The sequence below is a fragment of the Knoellia sp. LjRoot47 genome (assembly GCF_964253435.1).
Taxonomy (GTDB): Bacteria; Actinomycetota; Actinomycetes; order Actinomycetales; family Dermatophilaceae; genus Knoellia.
In genome coordinates this window covers 34,954-52,584 of sequence record NZ_CAXUQS020000003.1, presented here as the reverse complement: position 1 = coordinate 52,584, position 17,631 = coordinate 34,954, and the positions used below count along the sequence as shown (strand labels likewise).

General features: G+C 71.9%; 15 protein-coding genes. 11 read left to right on the top strand and 4 right to left on the bottom strand.

The genetic code is table 11. The annotated features are described in order from the left end of the window. Positions 1-18 precede the first annotated feature (18 nt). Positions 19-1,386, bottom strand: a complete 1,368-nt coding sequence (locus ACSQ11_RS16775; protein ID WP_436007621.1) for a cation:dicarboxylate symporter family transporter — start codon at positions 1,384-1,386, stop codon at positions 19-21. 158 nt (positions 1,387-1,544) lie between these two features. Here ACSQ11_RS16775 and ACSQ11_RS16770 point away from each other — a divergent pair, with 158 nt between their 5' ends. Together ACSQ11_RS16770 and ACSQ11_RS16765 are read left to right on the top strand one after the other, a co-directional pair. Continuing rightward, positions 1,545-3,167, top strand: a complete 1,623-nt coding sequence (locus ACSQ11_RS16770; protein WP_436007619.1) for a sensor histidine kinase — start codon at positions 1,545-1,547, stop codon at positions 3,165-3,167. Further along, positions 3,160-3,846: a response regulator gene (locus tag ACSQ11_RS16765; RefSeq protein ID WP_436007617.1), complete on the top strand. Its 687-nt coding sequence runs from the start codon at positions 3,160-3,162 to the stop codon at positions 3,844-3,846. Before ACSQ11_RS16770 ends, ACSQ11_RS16765 begins: the two co-directional genes overlap by 8 nt. Before the next feature lie 18 nt (positions 3,847-3,864). Here the strand turns inward: ACSQ11_RS16765 and ACSQ11_RS16760 are convergent, their stop codons facing one another. Both ACSQ11_RS16760 and ACSQ11_RS16755 read right to left on the bottom strand, forming a co-directional pair. Beyond that, the gene (locus ACSQ11_RS16760; RefSeq protein WP_436007615.1) at positions 3,865-4,734 is read right to left on the bottom strand and encodes an aminoglycoside phosphotransferase family protein; all 870 of its coding nucleotides are present in this window, start codon (positions 4,732-4,734) and stop codon (positions 3,865-3,867) included. Between the two features lie 59 nt (positions 4,735-4,793). Next, positions 4,794-5,837, bottom strand: coding sequence for a hypothetical protein (locus ACSQ11_RS16755; protein ID WP_436007613.1), 1,044 nt, complete (start codon positions 5,835-5,837; stop codon positions 4,794-4,796). A gap of 102 nt (positions 5,838-5,939) precedes the next feature. Here ACSQ11_RS16755 and rimP point away from each other — a divergent pair, with 102 nt between their 5' ends. The 9 genes from rimP (at position 5,940) to ACSQ11_RS16710 (ending at position 16,947) form a co-directional block, all read left to right on the top strand. Continuing rightward, complete coding sequence (rimP, locus tag ACSQ11_RS16750) at positions 5,940-6,509, top strand: ribosome maturation factor RimP (protein ID WP_436007611.1); 570 nt, start codon at positions 5,940-5,942, stop codon at positions 6,507-6,509. Between the two features lie 2 nt (positions 6,510-6,511). Beyond that, positions 6,512-7,822, top strand: coding sequence for a transcription termination factor NusA (nusA, locus tag ACSQ11_RS16745; protein WP_436007609.1), 1,311 nt, complete (start codon positions 6,512-6,514; stop codon positions 7,820-7,822). Positions 7,823-7,830: 8 nt separating this feature from the next. Beyond that, positions 7,831-8,196 carry a YlxR family protein gene (locus ACSQ11_RS16740; protein ID WP_436007607.1) on the top strand — a complete coding sequence of 122 codons (366 nt, stop codon included), beginning with the start codon at positions 7,831-7,833 and terminating at the stop codon, positions 8,194-8,196. A 133-nt stretch (positions 8,197-8,329) separates the two neighbouring features. Next, complete coding sequence (gene infB, locus ACSQ11_RS16735; RefSeq protein WP_436007605.1) at positions 8,330-11,191, top strand: translation initiation factor IF-2; 2,862 nt, start codon at positions 8,330-8,332, stop codon at positions 11,189-11,191. A 238-nt stretch (positions 11,192-11,429) separates the two neighbouring features. After that, positions 11,430-11,975: a 30S ribosome-binding factor RbfA gene (gene rbfA / locus ACSQ11_RS16730; protein ID WP_436007603.1), complete on the top strand. Its 546-nt coding sequence runs from the start codon at positions 11,430-11,432 to the stop codon at positions 11,973-11,975. Then, positions 11,972-12,886 carry a tRNA pseudouridine(55) synthase TruB gene (truB, locus tag ACSQ11_RS16725; protein WP_436007601.1) on the top strand — a complete coding sequence of 305 codons (915 nt, stop codon included), beginning with the start codon at positions 11,972-11,974 and terminating at the stop codon, positions 12,884-12,886. Before rbfA ends, truB begins: the two co-directional genes overlap by 4 nt. Positions 12,887-12,896: 10 nt before the next feature. Then, the gene (locus tag ACSQ11_RS16720; protein WP_436007599.1) at positions 12,897-13,859 is read left to right on the top strand and encodes a bifunctional riboflavin kinase/FAD synthetase; all 963 of its coding nucleotides are present in this window, start codon (positions 12,897-12,899) and stop codon (positions 13,857-13,859) included. Next, entirely contained in the window at positions 13,823-14,959 is a 1,137-nt protein-coding gene (gene rodA, locus ACSQ11_RS16715; protein WP_436007597.1) for a rod shape-determining protein RodA, read from the top strand. Before ACSQ11_RS16720 ends, rodA begins: the two co-directional genes overlap by 37 nt. Positions 14,960-15,066: 107 nt before the next feature. Next, positions 15,067-16,947: an AMP-dependent synthetase/ligase gene (locus ACSQ11_RS16710; RefSeq protein WP_436007595.1), complete on the top strand. Its 1,881-nt coding sequence runs from the start codon at positions 15,067-15,069 to the stop codon at positions 16,945-16,947. Between the two features lie 84 nt (positions 16,948-17,031). On the opposite strand, the gene ACSQ11_RS16705 is transcribed toward ACSQ11_RS16710, so the two are convergent. Next, on the bottom strand, positions 17,032-17,631 hold the full coding sequence (locus tag ACSQ11_RS16705; RefSeq protein ID WP_436007593.1) for a protein-L-isoaspartate O-methyltransferase family protein: 600 nt from the start codon (positions 17,629-17,631) through the stop codon (positions 17,032-17,034).

Below are 17,631 nucleotides of genomic sequence, written 5' to 3'. Positions count from 1 at the left end.
TGCGTCAGTGGTGCACGGTCAGTGCCCCACGGTCTGCGACTGCGGGTCCCCGACGAGGTCGCGCGGTTCGTCGTCCCCGTCGTGGTCGAGCATCGAGGACTCGTCGAAGGGGTCGTCACCGGCGAGCACCCGGTCGAGCCTCGCCCGGTCGAGCTCGCCCACCCAGTGCCCGATGAGGATGGTGGCGATCGAGTTGCCCGCGAAGTTCGTCAGCGCTCGCGCCTCGCTCATCATCCGGTCGATGCCGACGATGAAGCCGACACCGTCGACGAGGTCGGGGCGGTGCGACTGGAGCCCACCGGCGAGCGTCGCCAGTCCGGCGCCGGTCACGCCGGCGGCGCCCTTGGACGCGATGATCATGAAGATGAGCAGCGACAGCTGCTCGCCGATCGAGAAGGGTTTGTCGAGCGCCTCGGCGATGAAGAGCGAGGCCATCGTGAGATAGATCGCGGTGCCGTCGAGGTTGAAGGAGTAGCCCGTCGGCACGGTGATGCCCACGACCGGACGGGAGACGCCGGCGTGCTCCATCTTGGCGATGAGGCGGGGGAGTGCCGACTCGGACGACGACGTCGACAGGATGAGGAGGAACTCGCGCGAAAGGTACTTGAGCAGCGCGAAGACGTTGACCCCGGTGACGGCCTTGAGGATCGCGCCGAGGATGACGAAGACGAAGAGGAAGCACGTCACGTAGAACGCGACCATGATGAGCGCCAGCGACTTGAGGGCCTGCCAGCCCGTGGCACCCACGACGGCAGCCATGGCTCCGAACGCGCCGATGGGCGCGGCATACATGATCATCGCCATGAGGCGGAAGACGAGCCGCTCGATGTGGCGGATGCCGCCCAGGATGGGCTCGCCCGCCCGGCCCATCTTCTGCAGCGCGAAGCCGACGAGCAGCGCGACGAGCAGCGCCTGGAGCACCGATCCGGACGTGAGCGCCGACACGAGGGTGTCGGGGATGAGTCCGAGGATGAAGTCGACGGTGGTCTCGTGCTCCTCGCCGACGGCCTTCTGCCCGCTCGCGGCCAGCTCGTCGGTGAGGTTCAGCCCGGCACCCGGCTTGACGATGTTGCCGACGAGGAGGCCGACGGCGAGCGCGACGGTCGACATGGTGAGGAAGTAGCCGAGCGCGAGCCCACCGACCTTGCCGACCTGCGCGGCCTTCCGGACAGAGCCGATGCCGAGCACGATCGTGCAGAAGATGATCGGGCTGATCATCATCTTGATGAGGTTGACGAAGGCGGTGCCGAGCCACTTGAGCTTGACCCCGAACTCGGGCGCGATGATGCCCACGGCGATGCCGAGGACCATGGCGATGATGACGGCGATGTAGAGCCAGTGGGTACGGTCCCGGCGTACGGGCCGATCGACGACGGTGTCGGTCACGGGGGTCTCCAGAGGTTGCGGCCCGGCGGTCCCGGGTCTGGGCGACCCCGAGTCTGGACCCTCCGGGTGGCTAGGGTCACGATTGTGTTCATTGAGTTCTGCGCGCGTGCTCGCGCGGTGCCCCGCCACGGCACCCCGCCCGTATGCCGGTGGGCTCCGTGAGCGCTCGACGGTCACCGACGCGGTGGAGCGTCGCGACCCAGACCTTCGTGCTCCAGGTGGGGGTGGCCCTCCTCGTGGTCTCGGTCGGGCTCGTGGCGGCCTACGTCCAGGCCCGCCGCGCCCAGACGCAGGAGGCGACGAGCCGGGCGATGTCGGTGGCGCGCACGGTCGCGTCGACGCCGTCGGTCATCGACTCGCTCGTGTCCGCGACCCCGACCGCGGCGGTGCAGGACTACGCCGAGGACGTGCGTCGCAGCACCGGGACCGACTTCGTCGTCGTCATGACCACGCAGGGCGTGCGCTACTCGCACCCCGACCCGGCGCAGGTCGGGCAGACGTTCCTGGGGCACATCCGGGCTGCCGTGCGTGGCGGCGAGGTCGTCGAGGACTACACCGGCACGCTCGGCCCCTCGCGCCGCGTCGTCGTGCCGGTCCAGACCGAGTCGGGTGCCGTCGTCGGGCTCGTCTCGGTGGGGATCCGCCGCACGGCGCTGTCCAAGGCGGTGAGCGAGCAGCTCCCCGGCCTGCTCGTCGCCGGTGCTGCGGCCGCCCTGCTCTCGGGGCTCGGCACGGGGCTGGTCTCGCGGCGCACGCGCCGGCAGACGCTCGGGCTGGGGGAGGAGCAGCTGCGGGAGATGTACGAGTACTACGACGCCGTCCTCCACGCCGTGACCGAGGGGCTGCTGCTCGTCGACCAGGACGGACGGCTCCAGCTCGCCAACGACGAGGCCGTGCGCCTCCTCGGCCTGCCCGACGGGGCGAGTGGCCGCCCACTCGGCGAGCTCGGCCTGAGCCCGGGTCTGGCGGCCGCCCTGTCCGACGGCGTGCGGCGCGAGGACGAGCTCCACGTCACGGAGGCACGGGTTCTCGTGCTCGGCACCGCCCCCGCGATGTGGGAGGGGCGCCGGCTCGGGACGGTGGCGACCCTGCGCGACCGCACCGACCTGGAGCACCTCACCGGCGAGCTCGACTCGGCCCGCGGTGTCACCGAGGCGCTGCGTTCGCAGGCCCACGAGTCGGCCAACCGGATCCACACGATCGTCTCGCTCATCGAGCTCGGCCACGTCGACCGCGCACTCGAGTTCGCGACCGACGAGCTCGCCGTGACGCAACAGCTCACCGACGACGTCGTCGCCGCCGACACCGAACCGGCGCTCGCGGCCCTGCTCGTCGGCAAGAGCGCCCAGGCGAGCGAGCGGGGCATCGACCTGAGGATCGCGCCGGGCGCGCAGTGGCCCACCGGCGCCGTACCCGTGCGTGACGTCGTCACCATCGTCGGCAACCTCATCGACAACGCCTTCGACGCCGTGACCACCGGGAGGCCCGGGGCCGACCGGCGCGTGGATGTCGATGCCCGTGTCGACGACGCCGCGGGGACGCTGGTCCTCGAGGTCGCAGACTCCGGCCCGGGCCTGCCCGAGGAGGCGGTCGACTCGGTGTTCCGCCGTGGCTTCAGCACCAAGGGCGAGGGTCGCGCCGGCCGACGGGGGATCGGCCTCGCGCTGGTCGCCCAGACGATCGACCGGCTCGGTGGCTCGCTCGAGGTCACCGGCCCGCCCGGCGCCAGGTTCGTCGTGAGCCTCCCGCTCCGCAGCCCGTCGGCGGTGCGCGATGACTGAGCCCCTGCGAGTCCTCGTCGTCGAGGACGAACCCGTGGCCGCCGAGGCTCACGCCACCTACGTCGGGAGGGTGCCCGGTTTCGTCGTCGCAGCCGTCGCGACGACCGGGCAGGAGGCGCTCAAGGCGTTGCAGGGCAGCGACGTCGACGTCGTCCTGCTCGACATGAACCTGCCCGACCGGCACGGCCTCGACGTGGTCCGCGCCATGCGCGCCGCCGGGCACGGGGCCGACGTCATCGCGGTGAGCTCGGCCCGCGACATCGACATCATGCGCTCGGCCGTCTCGCTCGGGGTCGTCCAGTACGTCCTCAAACCGTTCGCCTTCGCCACCCTGCGAGACCGGCTGAGCGCCTACCTCGACTACCGCGAGACCCACCGCGCCGCGGCCGAGGTGGGGAGCCAGGCGGAGGTCGACGCCGTGTTCGCCGCGGCACGCCCCACGGGCCGTGCGGCGAGCCTGCCCAAGGGCATGTCCGAGGAGCTCATGGTCAGGGTCGTGGCCGCGCTGCGCGAGGCACCGCAGGCGATGTCGGCCAGCGAGCTGGCGGCCGAGCTCGGGGTGAGCCGGGTGACCGCGCGGCGGTTCCTCGAGCACCTGCACGAGAGCGGGGTGGCGACCCGCCGGTCCCGCTACGCCGGGGCCGGGCGTCCCGAGGTCGAGTACGGCTGGCGCAGCTGACCCGGCACCGCCAGTGGCTCAGTCCTCGAGCGCCTTGAGCAGGGTGAGGTTCTTGGAGAGCTCCGCGTCGTCACCGTCGACGGCGGCCCAGAGGATCTCGACACCGCAGCGGACCATGCACCACAGGCGTCCGAGCTCCTCGTCGAGACCTGCAGCCTCGCAGGTCACCTCGAGCCGTCGCCGGACCGACCAGCGCAACGATGACCCCGTCCCCATCTCCTCGATCCGGTTGCGCAGCAAAGGATGCAGCTCGTAGGCCGCAGGCCCGGCCAACGGCTTCGGGTCGATCGCCAGCCACGGGGCGCGCTCGGCGGCGAGAACGTTCTCGAAGTGCAGGTCGGTGTGGAGCAGCACCCGCGGCCCGGGCTCCGCGAGCAGGTCACGCGCGAGCCCGGTCACCCGCGTGATGACCCGTCGGGGCAGGTCCGTGCGCTGCCTCAGCTGGGTGAGGTACGGATCGAGGTATGCCGTGAGCGTCCGGATCGTCGGCGGGGCGGGGACGTGCAGCTCGCGGTAGAGCCCGCCCACCACCGCGCAGGCCTCGTCGATGTCGACGCCCTCGAGGTCCCGTGCGGCGTCGAGCTGCTCGAGAAGCAGTGCCCCCCGGGACGGGTCGGCTGCGACGAGCCGCACGGCGCCGCGCCCGTCCCACGCCCGCAGGGCCAGGTGCTCCTGAGCCGACTCGACGTGCGGCCAGCCGACCTTGAGCACGAGCGGCCCACCCGTGCCGTCGCGGCGCACGACCGGGTGCACGACGGCGGTCCAGCCGGTCATCGGAGCACCCGTCACCTCGAGGTCCCACGCGTCGAGGCACTCCCGGGCGAGCCGGTCCACGGTGGCGACCCAGTCGGCACCGGTGGGGCCACCCTCGGCCGGGAGCCGGCTCATCCACGTGAGCCATTCCGCCGGGGCGCGCGGGTCCCGGGCGTCGGGCTCCGCCCCGTCGGTCACGCGAGTCCCGGGAACGCCGTGAGCCGTGTGCCGTGCCGGTGCGCCGCAGCGGCGACGGTGCCGAGCCAGCCGGGGACGACCGCGAAGGCGGTGTCCGGCTCGGCGTCGGTGAGTCCCCGCAGCGCACCCCCTGTGGAGGCGAGCAGGGTCGTCATCGCCTCCGCTGCGAGCGTCCTGGCCTCGGCGGGGGTCGTGACGGGCCGGGGGAGGGTCTGGCCCAGATCGGGCGGGGGAGCGGCGTCACCTGCCGCCGTGACGAGGTCAGCGGTCAGTGCCCCGAGGTCGTCGATGTCGCTCAGCCACGCAGCCCGGACCACCTTCGGGGACCGCGCCGCGGCGACCTCGAGGAGGAAGGTCGCCCGTCGCGTGGCGGTGACGAGCGGCGCGAGCAACGCCGGAGTCGACCACACCGATGGTGTGCTCGGTGTGGGCGAGGGAGTGGCGGTCGGGGTAGGGCTCGCCGCACCGGCTGAGTCGACCTCGGCCGCTGCCGGTGAGAGCAGGGACGCCGCGTGGACCTGACCGAGGAGGGCGACGAGCGCCGGGCGCAGGTCGGCCTCGGCGCCCTCGAGCCCGGGGGCCGCGGCGAGGACGGACGACTCGACGTCGCTCACGGTGCGTCGTGCCACGGTCGCGCGCGGTGAGGCGGACGAACTCGGCGACGCCGTCGCGCCCGGCGCCGCTCCCGTGCGCGTCCCCGAGGCTGACGGGGAGGCCGACGGCAGTGCGGACTCTGGCACACCGCGCTGGCGCAGCGCATCGTGGAGCACCGTCGCCTGGCGGGCGTGCAGGGTGGGCAACAGCGCAGCGAGCGGGTCGGCCGCGAACGGAGCGACTGCAGCCGACTGGACGGCCGCGAGGAGCCGGAGCAGCGCGTCCTCCGCCTCGATCGGCTCGCGCGTCGGGACGAGCGGCACGCGCGGCGCGTCGTCCTCGAGCCGGATCCCGCACCCCGTGAGCGCCAGGAGGACCGTCCCCAGCGCTCCTGCGGTGACGAGGCGTCGGGTCGGGGTCGTGGCCGACGGTGTCACGTCACGCATGTCGGCATCCTCGCACGCGTGGAGAGCTCCCACGGCGCACGGCTAGAGTGGGCGACGCCGCAGGTGCAGGACGCGGCCCGAGAACTACAGAGAGGGAGACCGATGACCCGAGACACCGCAGTGCACGAGCTGCTCGCCAGCGCGCTGGAGGGTTCAGGAGTCGTCCTCGAGGAGGTCGTCGTCACGCCTGCCGGGCGGCGGCGGGTCGTGAGGGTCGTCGTCGACCGCGAGCTCGAGGCCGGGGGCGACGTCACCGAGCCGGTGGACTCGCTCTCCCTCGACGAGATCGCCGACACGACCCGCGCAGTCAGCGACGTGCTCGACGACTCCGACGTGCTGGGCGAGCAGCCCTACACCCTCGAGGTCACCTCGCCCGGCGTCTCGCGCCCGCTCACCATGCCGCGCCACTTCCAGCGCAACGTCGGCCGGCTCGTGACGCTCGACGTGCGCGACGGCGCTCCCGTGACCGGCCGCATCGTCCGCGCCGGCCTCGACGACCTCACCCTCACGATCCCGGCGGTCAAGAAGACGCCCGCCCGCGACGAGACCTTCCCGTATGCCGTCCTCGACCGTGCCGAGGTGCAGGTCGAGTTCTCGCGTAAGGACGACACGCCCCCGGCCGCCGCCGCAGACCATGACGACGCCGACGCGTCGGTCGACAAGGAGAACTGACCATGGACATCGACCTCGCCGTCCTCAGGGGTGTCGAGCGAGAGCGCGACATCTCGCTCGACGTGCTCATCCCCGCCATCGAGCAGGCGCTCCTGCTCGCCTACCAGCGGACCGACGGCGCCTACCGCAGCGCCCGCGCCGAGCTCGACCGCAAGACCGGTCACGTGACGATCTGGGCCCGCGAGGAGTTCGAGGTCCCGGTCGAGGACGAGCCCACCACGGCCCCCACCGACGCCCCCGCTCCAGCGTCTGCGGATTCGGCTGCTCTAGCGACCGAAAGCGCAGACGCAGAGGGTGAGGGCACCGCCCCCACCGCCGGCACCGCCCCCACCGACGCCGCCGCCACCGACGCCACCGCCACCGATGACGCCGCCGCCGACGGCGACCCCAACGCAGCGTCTGCGGATTCGGCTGCTCTAGCCGCCGGAAGCGCAGACGCAAGCAGTGAGGAGCCGGCCCGCCCGCGTACCCGCCGGGAGTACGGCCCCGAGTTCGACGACACCCCCCGTGACTTCGGTCGCGTCGCCGCCGCCACGGCCCGCCAGGTCATCGTCCAGCGCCTGCGCGACATCGAGGACGACGCGATCATGGGCGACTTCAAGGGCCGCGAGGGCGACATCGTCGCCGGGATCATCCAGCAGAGCCCGGACCCCCGGCACGTCACGGTGGACTTCGGCACGGTCGAGGGCATCCTGCCGCTCGCCGAGCAGGTCCCCGGCGAGAAGTACGTCCACGGGCAGCGGCTGCGCACCTACGTCGTGAGCGTCAAGCGCGGCATGCGCGGCCCCCAGATCGGGCTGTCCCGAACGCACCCCAACCTCGTGCGCAAGCTCTTCGCCCTCGAGGTCCCCGAGATCGCCGACGGCAGCGTCGAGATCGCCGCGCTCGCCCGCGAGTCCGGTCACCGCACCAAGATCGCCGTCCACACCAAGGTCGCGGGCCTCAACGCCAAGGGCGCCTGCATCGGCCCCATGGGTGCGCGCGTGCGTGCGGTCATGGCCGAGCTGCACGGCGAGAAGATCGACATCGTCGACTACAGCGAGGACCCGGCGACCTTCATCGCTGCCGCCCTGAGCCCCTCGCGGGTCCAGTCCGTCGAGATCGTCGACCGCACCCTGCGTGCGGCCCGCGTCGTCGTCCCGGACTACCAGCTCTCGCTCGCCATCGGCCGCGAGGGCCAGAACGCCCGCCTCGCCGCCAAGCTCACCGGCTGGCGGATCGACATCCGGTCCGACAACCCGGGCTCGGCACCGCCCCGTGAGGGCGCCGGGCGGGCATCGGGGGCGTCCGGTGACGCGTCCGACCCCCGCTAGGCGCTAACATGGGTGGGACCGACCGGGCTGGACTCCGGACTCGGACATCGCACGCCAAGGCGGGCACACGGCATACGTCAGCAGTGACGGGCCCGATGCGCACCTGTGTGGGATGCCGTGTGACGGATAGCCGGTCGGCACTCCTGCGAGTGGTCGCCGGAGGTGCAGGGGACCTCGTCCTCGACCTACGACGATGTCTCCCGGGGCGTGGCGCATGGCTGCACCCCACCGGAGAGTGTTTCGACCTCGCCGTCCGACGACGGGCGTTCGGGCGTGCGCTGCGAGTCAGCGGGCCCCTGGACACCAGCGCCGTGGCGGAGTGGGTCGCCGCACACGAGCAGATCACCGCAAGCATCCAGCGAAACCGACCGTAGCTCTGACCAGAGAGTGGTTTGACACTGATGAGCACCCGATGAGCATCCGATGAGCGCTCAGTAATGAGCTCCCCCCAGTACTAGCGGTCCGCGCCTGCCCTTCGTCAGGTCACGGACCAGATGAAGGAGAAACGTGGCCAAGGTTCGCGTCAGCGCACTCGCCAAGGAAGTCGGAGTGACCAGCAAGGTCCTCCTCGAGCGCCTCAACGACATGGGGGAGTACGTCAAGTCGGCGTCCTCCACCGTCGAGGCACCGGTCGTGCGCCGGTACCAGGAAAAGTTCCCCGTCGAGAAGACGGCACCCGCCGAGGCAGCCAAGCCGGCCGCCAAGAAGGCACCCGCCAAGCCCGCCGGTCCCGCTGGTGCGGCTCCGTCGGCCCCGTCGGCGACCCCCGGTCCCAAGGCTCCGGCTGCCCCCGCGGCCCCCGCCGAGGCCCCGGCCCCCGCCGCGAAGGCCGCCCCGGCCCCTGCGGCCCCGGCTCCGTCGGCTCCCGCGCCGGCAGCGCCCGCCCCCGCGGCCCCGGCCGCCAAGGCGACCCCGTCGGCTCCCGCCCCCGCTGCCCCGGCAGCGAAGGCGACCCCGTCGGCCCCCGAGTCCGGTGGCGCACGCCCCGGTGCCCCGCGCCCCGGCGCAGGCACCCCGCGTCCCGGCAACAACCCGTTCGCCCCGAGCCAGGGCATGCGCCAGGGCCGCGACGGCGGTCGCGACGCAGGTCGTGAGGGTGGCCGCGAGGCCGGTCGTGAGGGCGGCGGCGCCGCCCGTCCCGGCAACAACCCGTTCGCGTCCAGCCAGGGCATGCCGCGTCCGCGCAGCGCGCCCCGTCCCGGCGGCGCCGGTGCCGGTGCTGCCGGCCCGCGTCCCGGTGGTCCCCGTCCCAGCCCCGGCATGATGCCGAGCTCGAGCGCCGTCGCGCGACCGGGCGAGCGTCCCGGTGGTGCCGGCGGCCGTGGTGGCCGTCCCGGCGCCGGTGGCGGCGGTCGTCCCGGTGGTGGCGGTCCGGGTGGCTTCGCCGGTCGTCCCGGTGGCGGTGGCTTCCGCGGTGGGGCCGGTCGCGGCTCGACCGCTGGTGCCTTCGGTCGCGGTGGTGGCCGTCCCGGCCGCGCCCGCAAGTCCAAGCGCGCGAAGCGCCAGGAGTTCGAGGAGATGCAGGCGCCGTCGATCGGCGGCGTGAGCGTGCCCCGCGGTGACGGTTCGACCGTCATCCAGGTGCGCCAGGGTGCCTCCCTCACCGACTTCGCCGACAAGATCAACGCCAACCCGGCGTCGCTCGTCACGGTGATGTTCCACCTCGGTGAGATGGCGACCGCCACGCAGAGCCTCGACGAGGACACCTTCAAGCTGCTCGGCTCCGAGCTCGGCTACGACATCCGGATGGTCTCGCCGGAGGAGGAGGAGCGCGAGCTCTTCGACTCCTTCGACATCAACCTCGACATCGGTGTCGACTCCGAGGACGAGGACGACCTCGCGGCCCGCCCGCCGGTCGTCACCGTCATGGGTCACGTCGACCACGGAAAGACGCGCCTCCTCGACGCCATCCGCAACGAGAACGTCGCGGGTGACGAGGCCGGTGGCATCACCCAGCACATCGGTGCCTACCAGATCCACAAGGAGCACGAGGGCGTCGACCGTCCGATCACCTTCATCGACACCCCGGGTCACGAGGCGTTCACCGCCATGCGTGCCCGTGGTGCCAAGGTGACCGACATCGCGATCCTCGTCGTCGCCGCCGACGACGGCGTCATGCCGCAGACCATCGAGGCGCTCAACCACGCCCAGGCGGCCGACGTCCCGATCGTCGTCGCGGTCAACAAGATCGACGTCGAGGGCGCCAACCCGTCCAAGATCCGTCAGCAGCTCACCGAGTACAACCTCGTCGCCGAGGAGTACGGCGGCGAGACGATGTTCGTCGACGTGTCCGCGAAGCAGGGTCAGAACATCGACTCGCTGCTCGAGGCCGTGCTGCTCACCGCCGACGCCGCTCTCGACCTGCGGGCCAACCCCGACCGCGACGCCCGTGGTGTCGCGATCGAGGCCAACCTCGACAAGGGTCGTGGCGCGACCGCGACGGTGCTCATCCAGTCCGGAACGCTCCGGGTCGGAGACGCCATCGTCACGGGCAGCTCCTACGGCCGCGTGCGCGCCATGCTCGACGAGCACGGCGCCAACGTCGAGGAGGCGGGTCCGTCCCGCCCGGTCCAGGTGCTCGGACTCTCGTCCGTCCCGCGCGCCGGCGACACGTTCGTCGTCGCACCGGACGACCGCACCGCACGCCAGATCGCGGAGCGTCGCGAGTCGGCCGACCGCCAGGCCAGCCTGGCCAAGGCCCGCAAGCGCATCTCGCTCGAGGACCTCAACGAGGCGATCGCGCAGGGCAAGGTCGACACCCTCAACCTCATCCTCAAGGGTGACGTGTCGGGTTCCGTCGAGGCCCTCGAGGACGCGCTGCTCCAGATCGACGTCGGCGACGACGTGGACCTGCGCATCATCGACCGCGGCGTCGGTGCGATCACGATGAACAACATCAACCTCGCGGTCGCGTCCAACGCGATCATCATCGGCTTCAACGTCCGGGCCGAGGGCCAGAACGCTGACTACGCCGAGCGCGAGGGCGTCGAGATCCGCTACTACTCGGTGATCTACCAGGCCATCGAGGAGATCGAGCAGTCCCTCAAGGGCATGCTCAAGCCCGAGTACGAAGAGGTCGAACTCGGCACCGCCGAAATCCGCGAGATCTTCCGCTCGAGCAAGTTCGGCAACATCGCCGGCTCGATCGTCCGCAGCGGCGAGATCAAGCGCGGTACCAAGGCACGCATCACGCGTGACGGTGTCGTCGTGTCCGAGAGCGTCGAGATCGCCGGCCTGCGCCGGTTCAAGGATGACGTCACCGAGGTCCGTGAGGGCTTCGAGTGCGGTATCAACCTCGGCTCGTTCAACGACCTGCAGCTCGGCGACCTCATCGCCACCTACGAGATGCGAGAGAAGCCGCGGGCCTGAGTGTCTGAGGCGTCTCTCCTGACGTGAGCGGCCGGCATACCGACATCTTCGGTATGCCGGCCGCTCACGTTCCCGGGATCGGTTCACCCTCGGTCACCGGCGCAGATCGTGGCCGGGGGCGCAGGCATGGGGACGCCGCTGGTGCAGGTCTGCGCCGCCGACGGCCGGGCACTGACACCGGGGGCTCCGCGGGCGCATAGTGTGTGCGGGCACCACTGTCATCGCAGAAGGAGTTGTCGTGGCTGACGCCGCACGCGCCCGCAAGGTCGCCGACCGCATCAAGACCCTCATCGCCGCAGGGCTCGACCCGATCGTCAAGGACCCGGACCTGGGCTTCGTGACGGTCACCGACGTGCGGGTGACCAACGACCTCCAGCACGCGTCGGTGTTCTACACCGTGTTCGGTGACGACGCGCAGCGGGCCAAGACCGCCGAGCTGCTCGCCGCCAACAAGGGCAAGCTGCGCAGCCACGTCGGCCGCAACCTCGGCATCCGGCTCACGCCCTCGCTCGAGTTCATCGCCGACGCGATTCCCGAGACCGCGGCCCACCTCGAGGTGCTCCTCGCCGAGGCGCGCGAACGTGACGCCCAGGTCGCCGCAGCGGCCTCCGGCGCGACCTACGCCGGCGAGGCCGACCCCTACCGCCGCGACGACGACGACGCCGACGCCGAGGAGGAGGAGGGGGACGACGCTCCGGCCACGGGTGCCACGTCCCCGGCCACGGGCGGCGCCGCAGCTGCCACCGAGGGCGCCGGCGGCGCCGACGACACCGGCCGCGCGTGAGCGCGAGCGTCGACGGCCTCCTCGTCGTCGACAAGCCGCAGGACTGGACGAGCCACGACGTCGTCGCCCGGGCCCGGCGGCTCTGCTCAACCCGCAAGGTCGGTCACGCCGGCACCCTCGACCCGATGGCCACGGGTGTCCTCGTGCTCGGCGTGGGTCGGGCCACCAAGCTGCTCACCTTCCTCGTCGGGTGCGACAAGGACTACGACGCGACGATCCGGCTCGGCCAGGGCACGCTCACCGACGACGCCGAGGGCGAGATGACGAGCGCACCCGGCGCAGGAGACGTCACTGACGAGGCCGTGCACGCCGCCGTCGCGAGGCTCACCGGTGACATCGAGCAGGTGCCCAGCTCGGTGAGCGCCATCAAGGTCAAGGGCGAGCGGTCCTACCACCGGGCCCGGGCGGGGGAGTCGGTCGACCTCCCGGCGCGGCCGGTGACGGTCTCGCAGTTCGCCATCCACGACCTGCGCCGCAGCGACGTCGACGGCGTGCCCGTCGTCGACGTCGACGTCACCGTGACCGTCTCGTCGGGGACCTACGTCCGGGCCCTGGCCCGTGACCTCGGCGGCGCCCTCGGATCGGCCGGCCACCTCACGGCGCTGCGCCGCACCCGCGTCGGTGGATTCGGCCTCGGCACGGCCCACCCGCTGGCCGACCTCGAGGCCCGCCAGGGTGAGGCGATGCCCGTCATCCCGCTGGCCCAGGCTGCCCGTGCCGGCTTCGCGGCGCGCGAGCTCACCGCCGACGAGGCACGCACCCTCGGTTACGGCCAACGGTTGCCGTCCGCCGAGCCGGGGCGCACCGAGCCGGTGGCCGCGTTCGGCCCGGACGGCGTGCTCGTCGCGATGCTCGACGAGAGCAAGGACACAGCGCGGAGTCACGTCGTGTTCGCCCCGGCGAGTTCGTAGAGTGTCCACCGTGCACCGCTTCACCGACCCCGCAGCCACACCCGATGAGCTGCGCCCGTGCGTCGTCACCCTCGGCAACTTCGACGGCGTCCACCGCGGGCACAAGGCGGTGCTCACCCAGCTCGTCGAGACCGGTCACGACCACGGTCTCCCCGCGGTCGCGGTGACGTTCGACCCGCACCCGCTCGCCGTGCTCCACCCCGAGCGCGCGCCCCAGCTCATCTCGCCGGGGTCGATCCGCGACGACCTCCTCGAGACGACCGGCATCGACGGCCTGCTCGTCCTGCCGTTCACCACGGAGCTCGCGCAGCAGTCGCCGGAGGAGTTCGTGCGGACGACCTTCGTCGAGGGTCTGCAGGCCAGGGCCGTCGTCGTCGGTGCCGACACCAAGTTCGGCTACCGCAACTCGGGCGACGTCGAGACGCTGCGCCAGCTCGGGTCGGTCCACGGCTTCGAGGTCGTCGTCGTCGAGGACGTCGGTGACGGGCACCGCTGGTCCTCCACCTCCGTGCGTCAGGCGCTCGACGCCGGTGACGTGGCCGCGGCGGCCCGCACCCTCGGGCGCCCGCACCGGGTCGTCGGCACGGTCGTCCACGGTCACCACCGCGGCCGCGAGCTCGGCTACCCGACCGCCAACCTCTCACCCGACTCGCTGGGGCTCGTGCCCGCCGAGGGCGTCTACGCCGGGTGGTTGACCCGGCTCGACCTCGAGGCCGGCGAGCCCGACCGCACGATGCCGGCAGCCATCTCGATCGGCACCAACCCGACCTTCGACACTGAGGACCGGCGAACGGTCGAGGCCTACGTCCTCGACCGCGACGACCTCGACCTCTACGACGAGCGGGTGATGGTCGAGTTCGTCGAGCACATCCGCCCGACCCTGCGCTTCGAGAGCATCGACGACCTCCTCGTCGCCATGGCCAAGGACGTCGAGCAGTGCCGCACGGTGCTCACCCAGATCGTCCACTCCTGAGCCGCTGGCTCCGCCAGGACCTCGGCCTCCTCGTCGGGGCCGTCGGGACCTCGGTCGTCGGCGCGCTCCTCGTCTGGTCCGCGACGCACGAGACGGCGGGGACGGCATACCTCGTCCGTCACCTGCTCAACACCGCGATCGGCATCGCGCTCGCGCTGGGGGTCGCGCGGCTCGGCCACCAGGGGCTGCGACTCGTCGCGCCGTGGCTCTACGGGCTCTCGCTCGTCGGGCTCGTCGCGGTGCTCACCCCGCTCGGGACGACGATCAACGGCTCGCGCTCGTGGATCCCCGTCGTCGCGGGATTCACCGTGCAGCCCTCGGAGTTCGCCAAGCTCGGGCTGGCGCTCGTCCTCGCGTTCGTCCTCGCCGACCGGTGGGAGCGCCGGGTCGCGCCGAGCAACCGTGACGTGGCGCTCGGCTGGCTGCTCGCCGCCGTCCCGGTGGCGCTCATCATGCTCCAGCCCGACCTCGGCTCGGCCGTGGTCCTCGGTGCCCTCGCGTTCGTCGTCATCGCCGTCGCCGGTGCTCCCCGGCGCTGGGTCGTCGGCATCGGGGTCGCGGCCGTCGGCCTCGTTGTCGCCGCGCTCACGACACCCCTGCTCAGCGACTACCAGCGCGACCGGCTGCTCGCGTTCGCCGACCCGAGCGCGGACCCGCAGGGCATCGGCTACCAGACCCGCCAGGTGCGGCTCGCGATCGGCTCCGGCGGGTGGGGCGGGCAGGGCTTCATGGAGGGACGGCAGACGCAGGGCGGGTTCGTGCCCTACCAGCTCAACGACTTCATCTTCTCGGTCGCGGGGGAGGAGCTCGGCTACGTCGGCGCCGCGGGGCTGCTCGTCCTGCTCGCGTTCATCGTCATCCGCATCTTCGTCGTCGCCGGACGGTCGGGAGACGCCTTCGGCCGGTTCGTCGGCGTGGGGGTCGGGACGTGGCTCGCGTTCCAGGTCTTCCAGAACGTCGGCATGAACCTCGGGGTCATGCCGGTCACCGGGCTGCCGCTGCCGTTCGTGTCCTACGGGGGGTCCTCGATGTTCGCCTCCTGGCTCGCCGTCGGTGTCGTCAATGCGGCGTATGCCGCGGCGCACCGGGACCGCGTCTGACGTCGCCTCCTATTACTCGTCGGTCACGTTTGGCCCGAGGCACTCTCGGAGGGCCGCTCGCTGTGGCAGCATTCGCGCCACGAGCTCCCCAATGACGAGGAACCCCGATGCCTTCAGCGACCCCGCAGACCCACCGCCCGGCCGACGAGGCCGTCGACCACCGCCTGATCGAGGAGCGCGCCGCCAGCGTCGGCCACCTCTTCCGCCAGCGCGTCGCCAAGACACCTGACTCTCCCGCCTTCATGTACGCCAAGGTCGCCCCGGGTGGGGACGAGTGGCTCACCGTGACCTGGGCCGAGGCGAAGACGAGGATCGACGCCATCGGCGCCGGTCTCGTCGCCCTCGGCGTCGGTCCCGAGGACCGTGTGGCTCTGGCGTCGGCCACCCGCTACGAGTGGGCCTTGGCGGACCTCGCCGTCATGGTCGCCGGTGGTGTCACCACGACGATCTACCCGACGACGATCGACGACGACGTCGCGTTCATCCTCGCCGACTCGCAGAGCAAGGTCGTCTTCGCCGAGGACGCCGAGCAGGTCGCCAAGCTCCGCCGCATCGCCGCCTCGGTGCCGGGTGTCACCAAGGTCGTGACGTTCGACGCCGAGGCCGCCTCGGGCGAGGACGACTGGGTCATCAGCCTCGACGCACTCGCCGCGCTCGGTCGCTCCGGGCTCGAGCGCACCCCGGGCCTCATCGACGAGCGGATCGACGCGCTCACCCCTGACCGCCTCGCGACGATCATCTACACCTCGGGCACGACCGGCCGGCCCAAGGGCGTGCGCCTGCTCCACCGCTCGTGGACCTACGAGGCCGCGGCCACGGACTCCATCGGCATCCTGCGCGACGACGACCTCCAGTACCTCTGGCTGCCGCTGGCCCACGTCTTCGGCAAGCTGCTCCTCACGCTGCCCCTGCAGATCGGCTTCTGCACCGCCATCGACGGGCGCATCGACAAGATCGTCGACAACCTCGCGGTCGTGAAGCCCACGTTCATGGGCGCCGCCCCCCGCATCTTCGAGAAGGCCTACAACCGGGTCCAGATGATGATGGAGGAGGACGGCGGCGTGAAGCTCAAGCTCTTCCGCTGGGCCGAGGGGGTCGGGCGCGAGGTGAGCGACCTGCGAGCCGAGGGCAAGGACCCCAGCGGCCTGCTCGCCACCAAGTACTCGCTCGCCGACAAGCTCGTCCTGAGCAAGGTGCGCGAGCGGTTCGGCGGCCGGGTCCGTCTCTTCATCTCCGGCTCTGCCGCGCTCAACCAGGACGTCGGCCGCTGGTTCGACTCCATGGGCATGCTCGTCGGTGAGGGTTACGGGCTCACCGAGTCCTGCGCCGCGACGACGGTCAACCGCACGTCGGCCTACCGCTACGGCACGGTCGGCTGGCCGCTCCCGGGCACCGAGGTCCGCATCGCCGAGGATGGCGAGGTCCTGCTGCGCGGCGACGGCATCATGGACGGCTACCACAACAACCCCGACGCGACGGCCGAGGTGCTCGACGCAGACGGCTGGTTCAGCACCGGTGACATCGGCGAGCTCGACGACCGTGGCTTCCTGCGGATCACCGACCGCAAGAAGGACCTCTTCAAGACGTCCGGTGGCAAGTACGTCGCGCCGTCGATCATCGAGTCGCAGTTCAAGGGCATGTGCCCCTACGTCAGCCAGTTCGTCGTCCACGGGGCCGACCGCAACTTCGTGTCGGCCCTCGTGACCCTCGACCCCGACGCCATCCAGGGCTGGGCCGCCGCCAACGGCATGGGCGACCGCACCTACGCCGAGATCGTCACCTCCGACGCGGCCCACGAGATGGTCCAGGGATATGTCGACGAGCTCAACTCCGGCCTCAACCGCTGGGAGACGATCAAGAAGTTCACGATCCTCGACCAGGACCTCACCGTCGACAGCGGCGAGCTCACGCCGAGCCTCAAGCTCAAGCGCAAGGTCGTGTCGGAGCGCTACAAGGACGCGCTCGACGCCCACTACGCCGGCGCCTGACCCCCCCGCAACTGATTGCCCCTGGACGAGGCGAAGATCCGGCGCTGCCGGATCGGGAGCCTCGTCCAGGGGCAATCAGTTTCGTCAGTCCTCGATGAGGGGGACGAACCGGTAGGCGCCGTGCATCTCCACCTGCGCGTCGCCGGTGGCCACGCCGTCGCGGTCGAACCCCGGGTCGCGCACCACGCGGTGCATCCACCCACGCACGGGGATCACCATGACCCCGCCGGGCCGGAGCTGGTCGACGAGCTCGCGGGAGAGCGTCTGCGCGTCCGCCGAGACGAGGACCCGGTCGAACGGTCCGTGCGACGGCGACCCCAGGACGCCGGGTGTCGCGAGCGCCACGTGGGCCCACGGCATACCGGTCCGTTCGAGGCTGGCGGCGCCGACGGCAGCGATCTCCGGGATCCGCTCGACACCCACGACCACCCCGTCCGGGCCGGTGAGGTGCGCGAGCAGCGCCGTCGTCCACGCCGAGCCCGCGCCGACATCGAGCACGCGGTCTCCGGGCCGGACGTCGAGCAGCTCGAGCATCGCCGCGACGGTGCGCGGCTGGCTGTTGGTCTGGCCGTGGCCGATCGGCACCGGCCCGTCACGACCGGCGTGCCGGCGCTCGCGCCGGGGCAGGAAGCCCGACCGCGGCCACGCTGCCATCGCCTCCGCCACCCGCTGCGCGGCATCCAC

What these genes read in the sequence shown, in the direction of transcription:
- ACSQ11_RS16710 (WP_436007595.1), top strand. Translation starts at nt 15,067, where the DNA reads ATGCCTTCAGCGACCCCGCAGACCCACCGCCCGGCCGACGAGGCCGTC.
- ACSQ11_RS16755 (WP_436007613.1), bottom strand. Translation starts at nt 5,837, where the DNA reads ATGCGTGACGTGACACCGTCGGCCACGACCCCGACCCGACGCCTCGTC.
- nusA (WP_436007609.1), top strand. Translation starts at nt 6,512, where the DNA reads ATGGACATCGACCTCGCCGTCCTCAGGGGTGTCGAGCGAGAGCGCGAC.
- ACSQ11_RS16760 (WP_436007615.1), bottom strand. Translation starts at nt 4,734, where the DNA reads ATGAGCCGGCTCCCGGCCGAGGGTGGCCCCACCGGTGCCGACTGGGTC.
- ACSQ11_RS16765 (WP_436007617.1), top strand. Translation starts at nt 3,160, where the DNA reads ATGACTGAGCCCCTGCGAGTCCTCGTCGTCGAGGACGAACCCGTGGCC.
- ACSQ11_RS16740 (WP_436007607.1), top strand. Translation starts at nt 7,831, where the DNA reads ATGGGTGGGACCGACCGGGCTGGACTCCGGACTCGGACATCGCACGCC.
- rimP (WP_436007611.1), top strand. Translation starts at nt 5,940, where the DNA reads ATGACCCGAGACACCGCAGTGCACGAGCTGCTCGCCAGCGCGCTGGAG.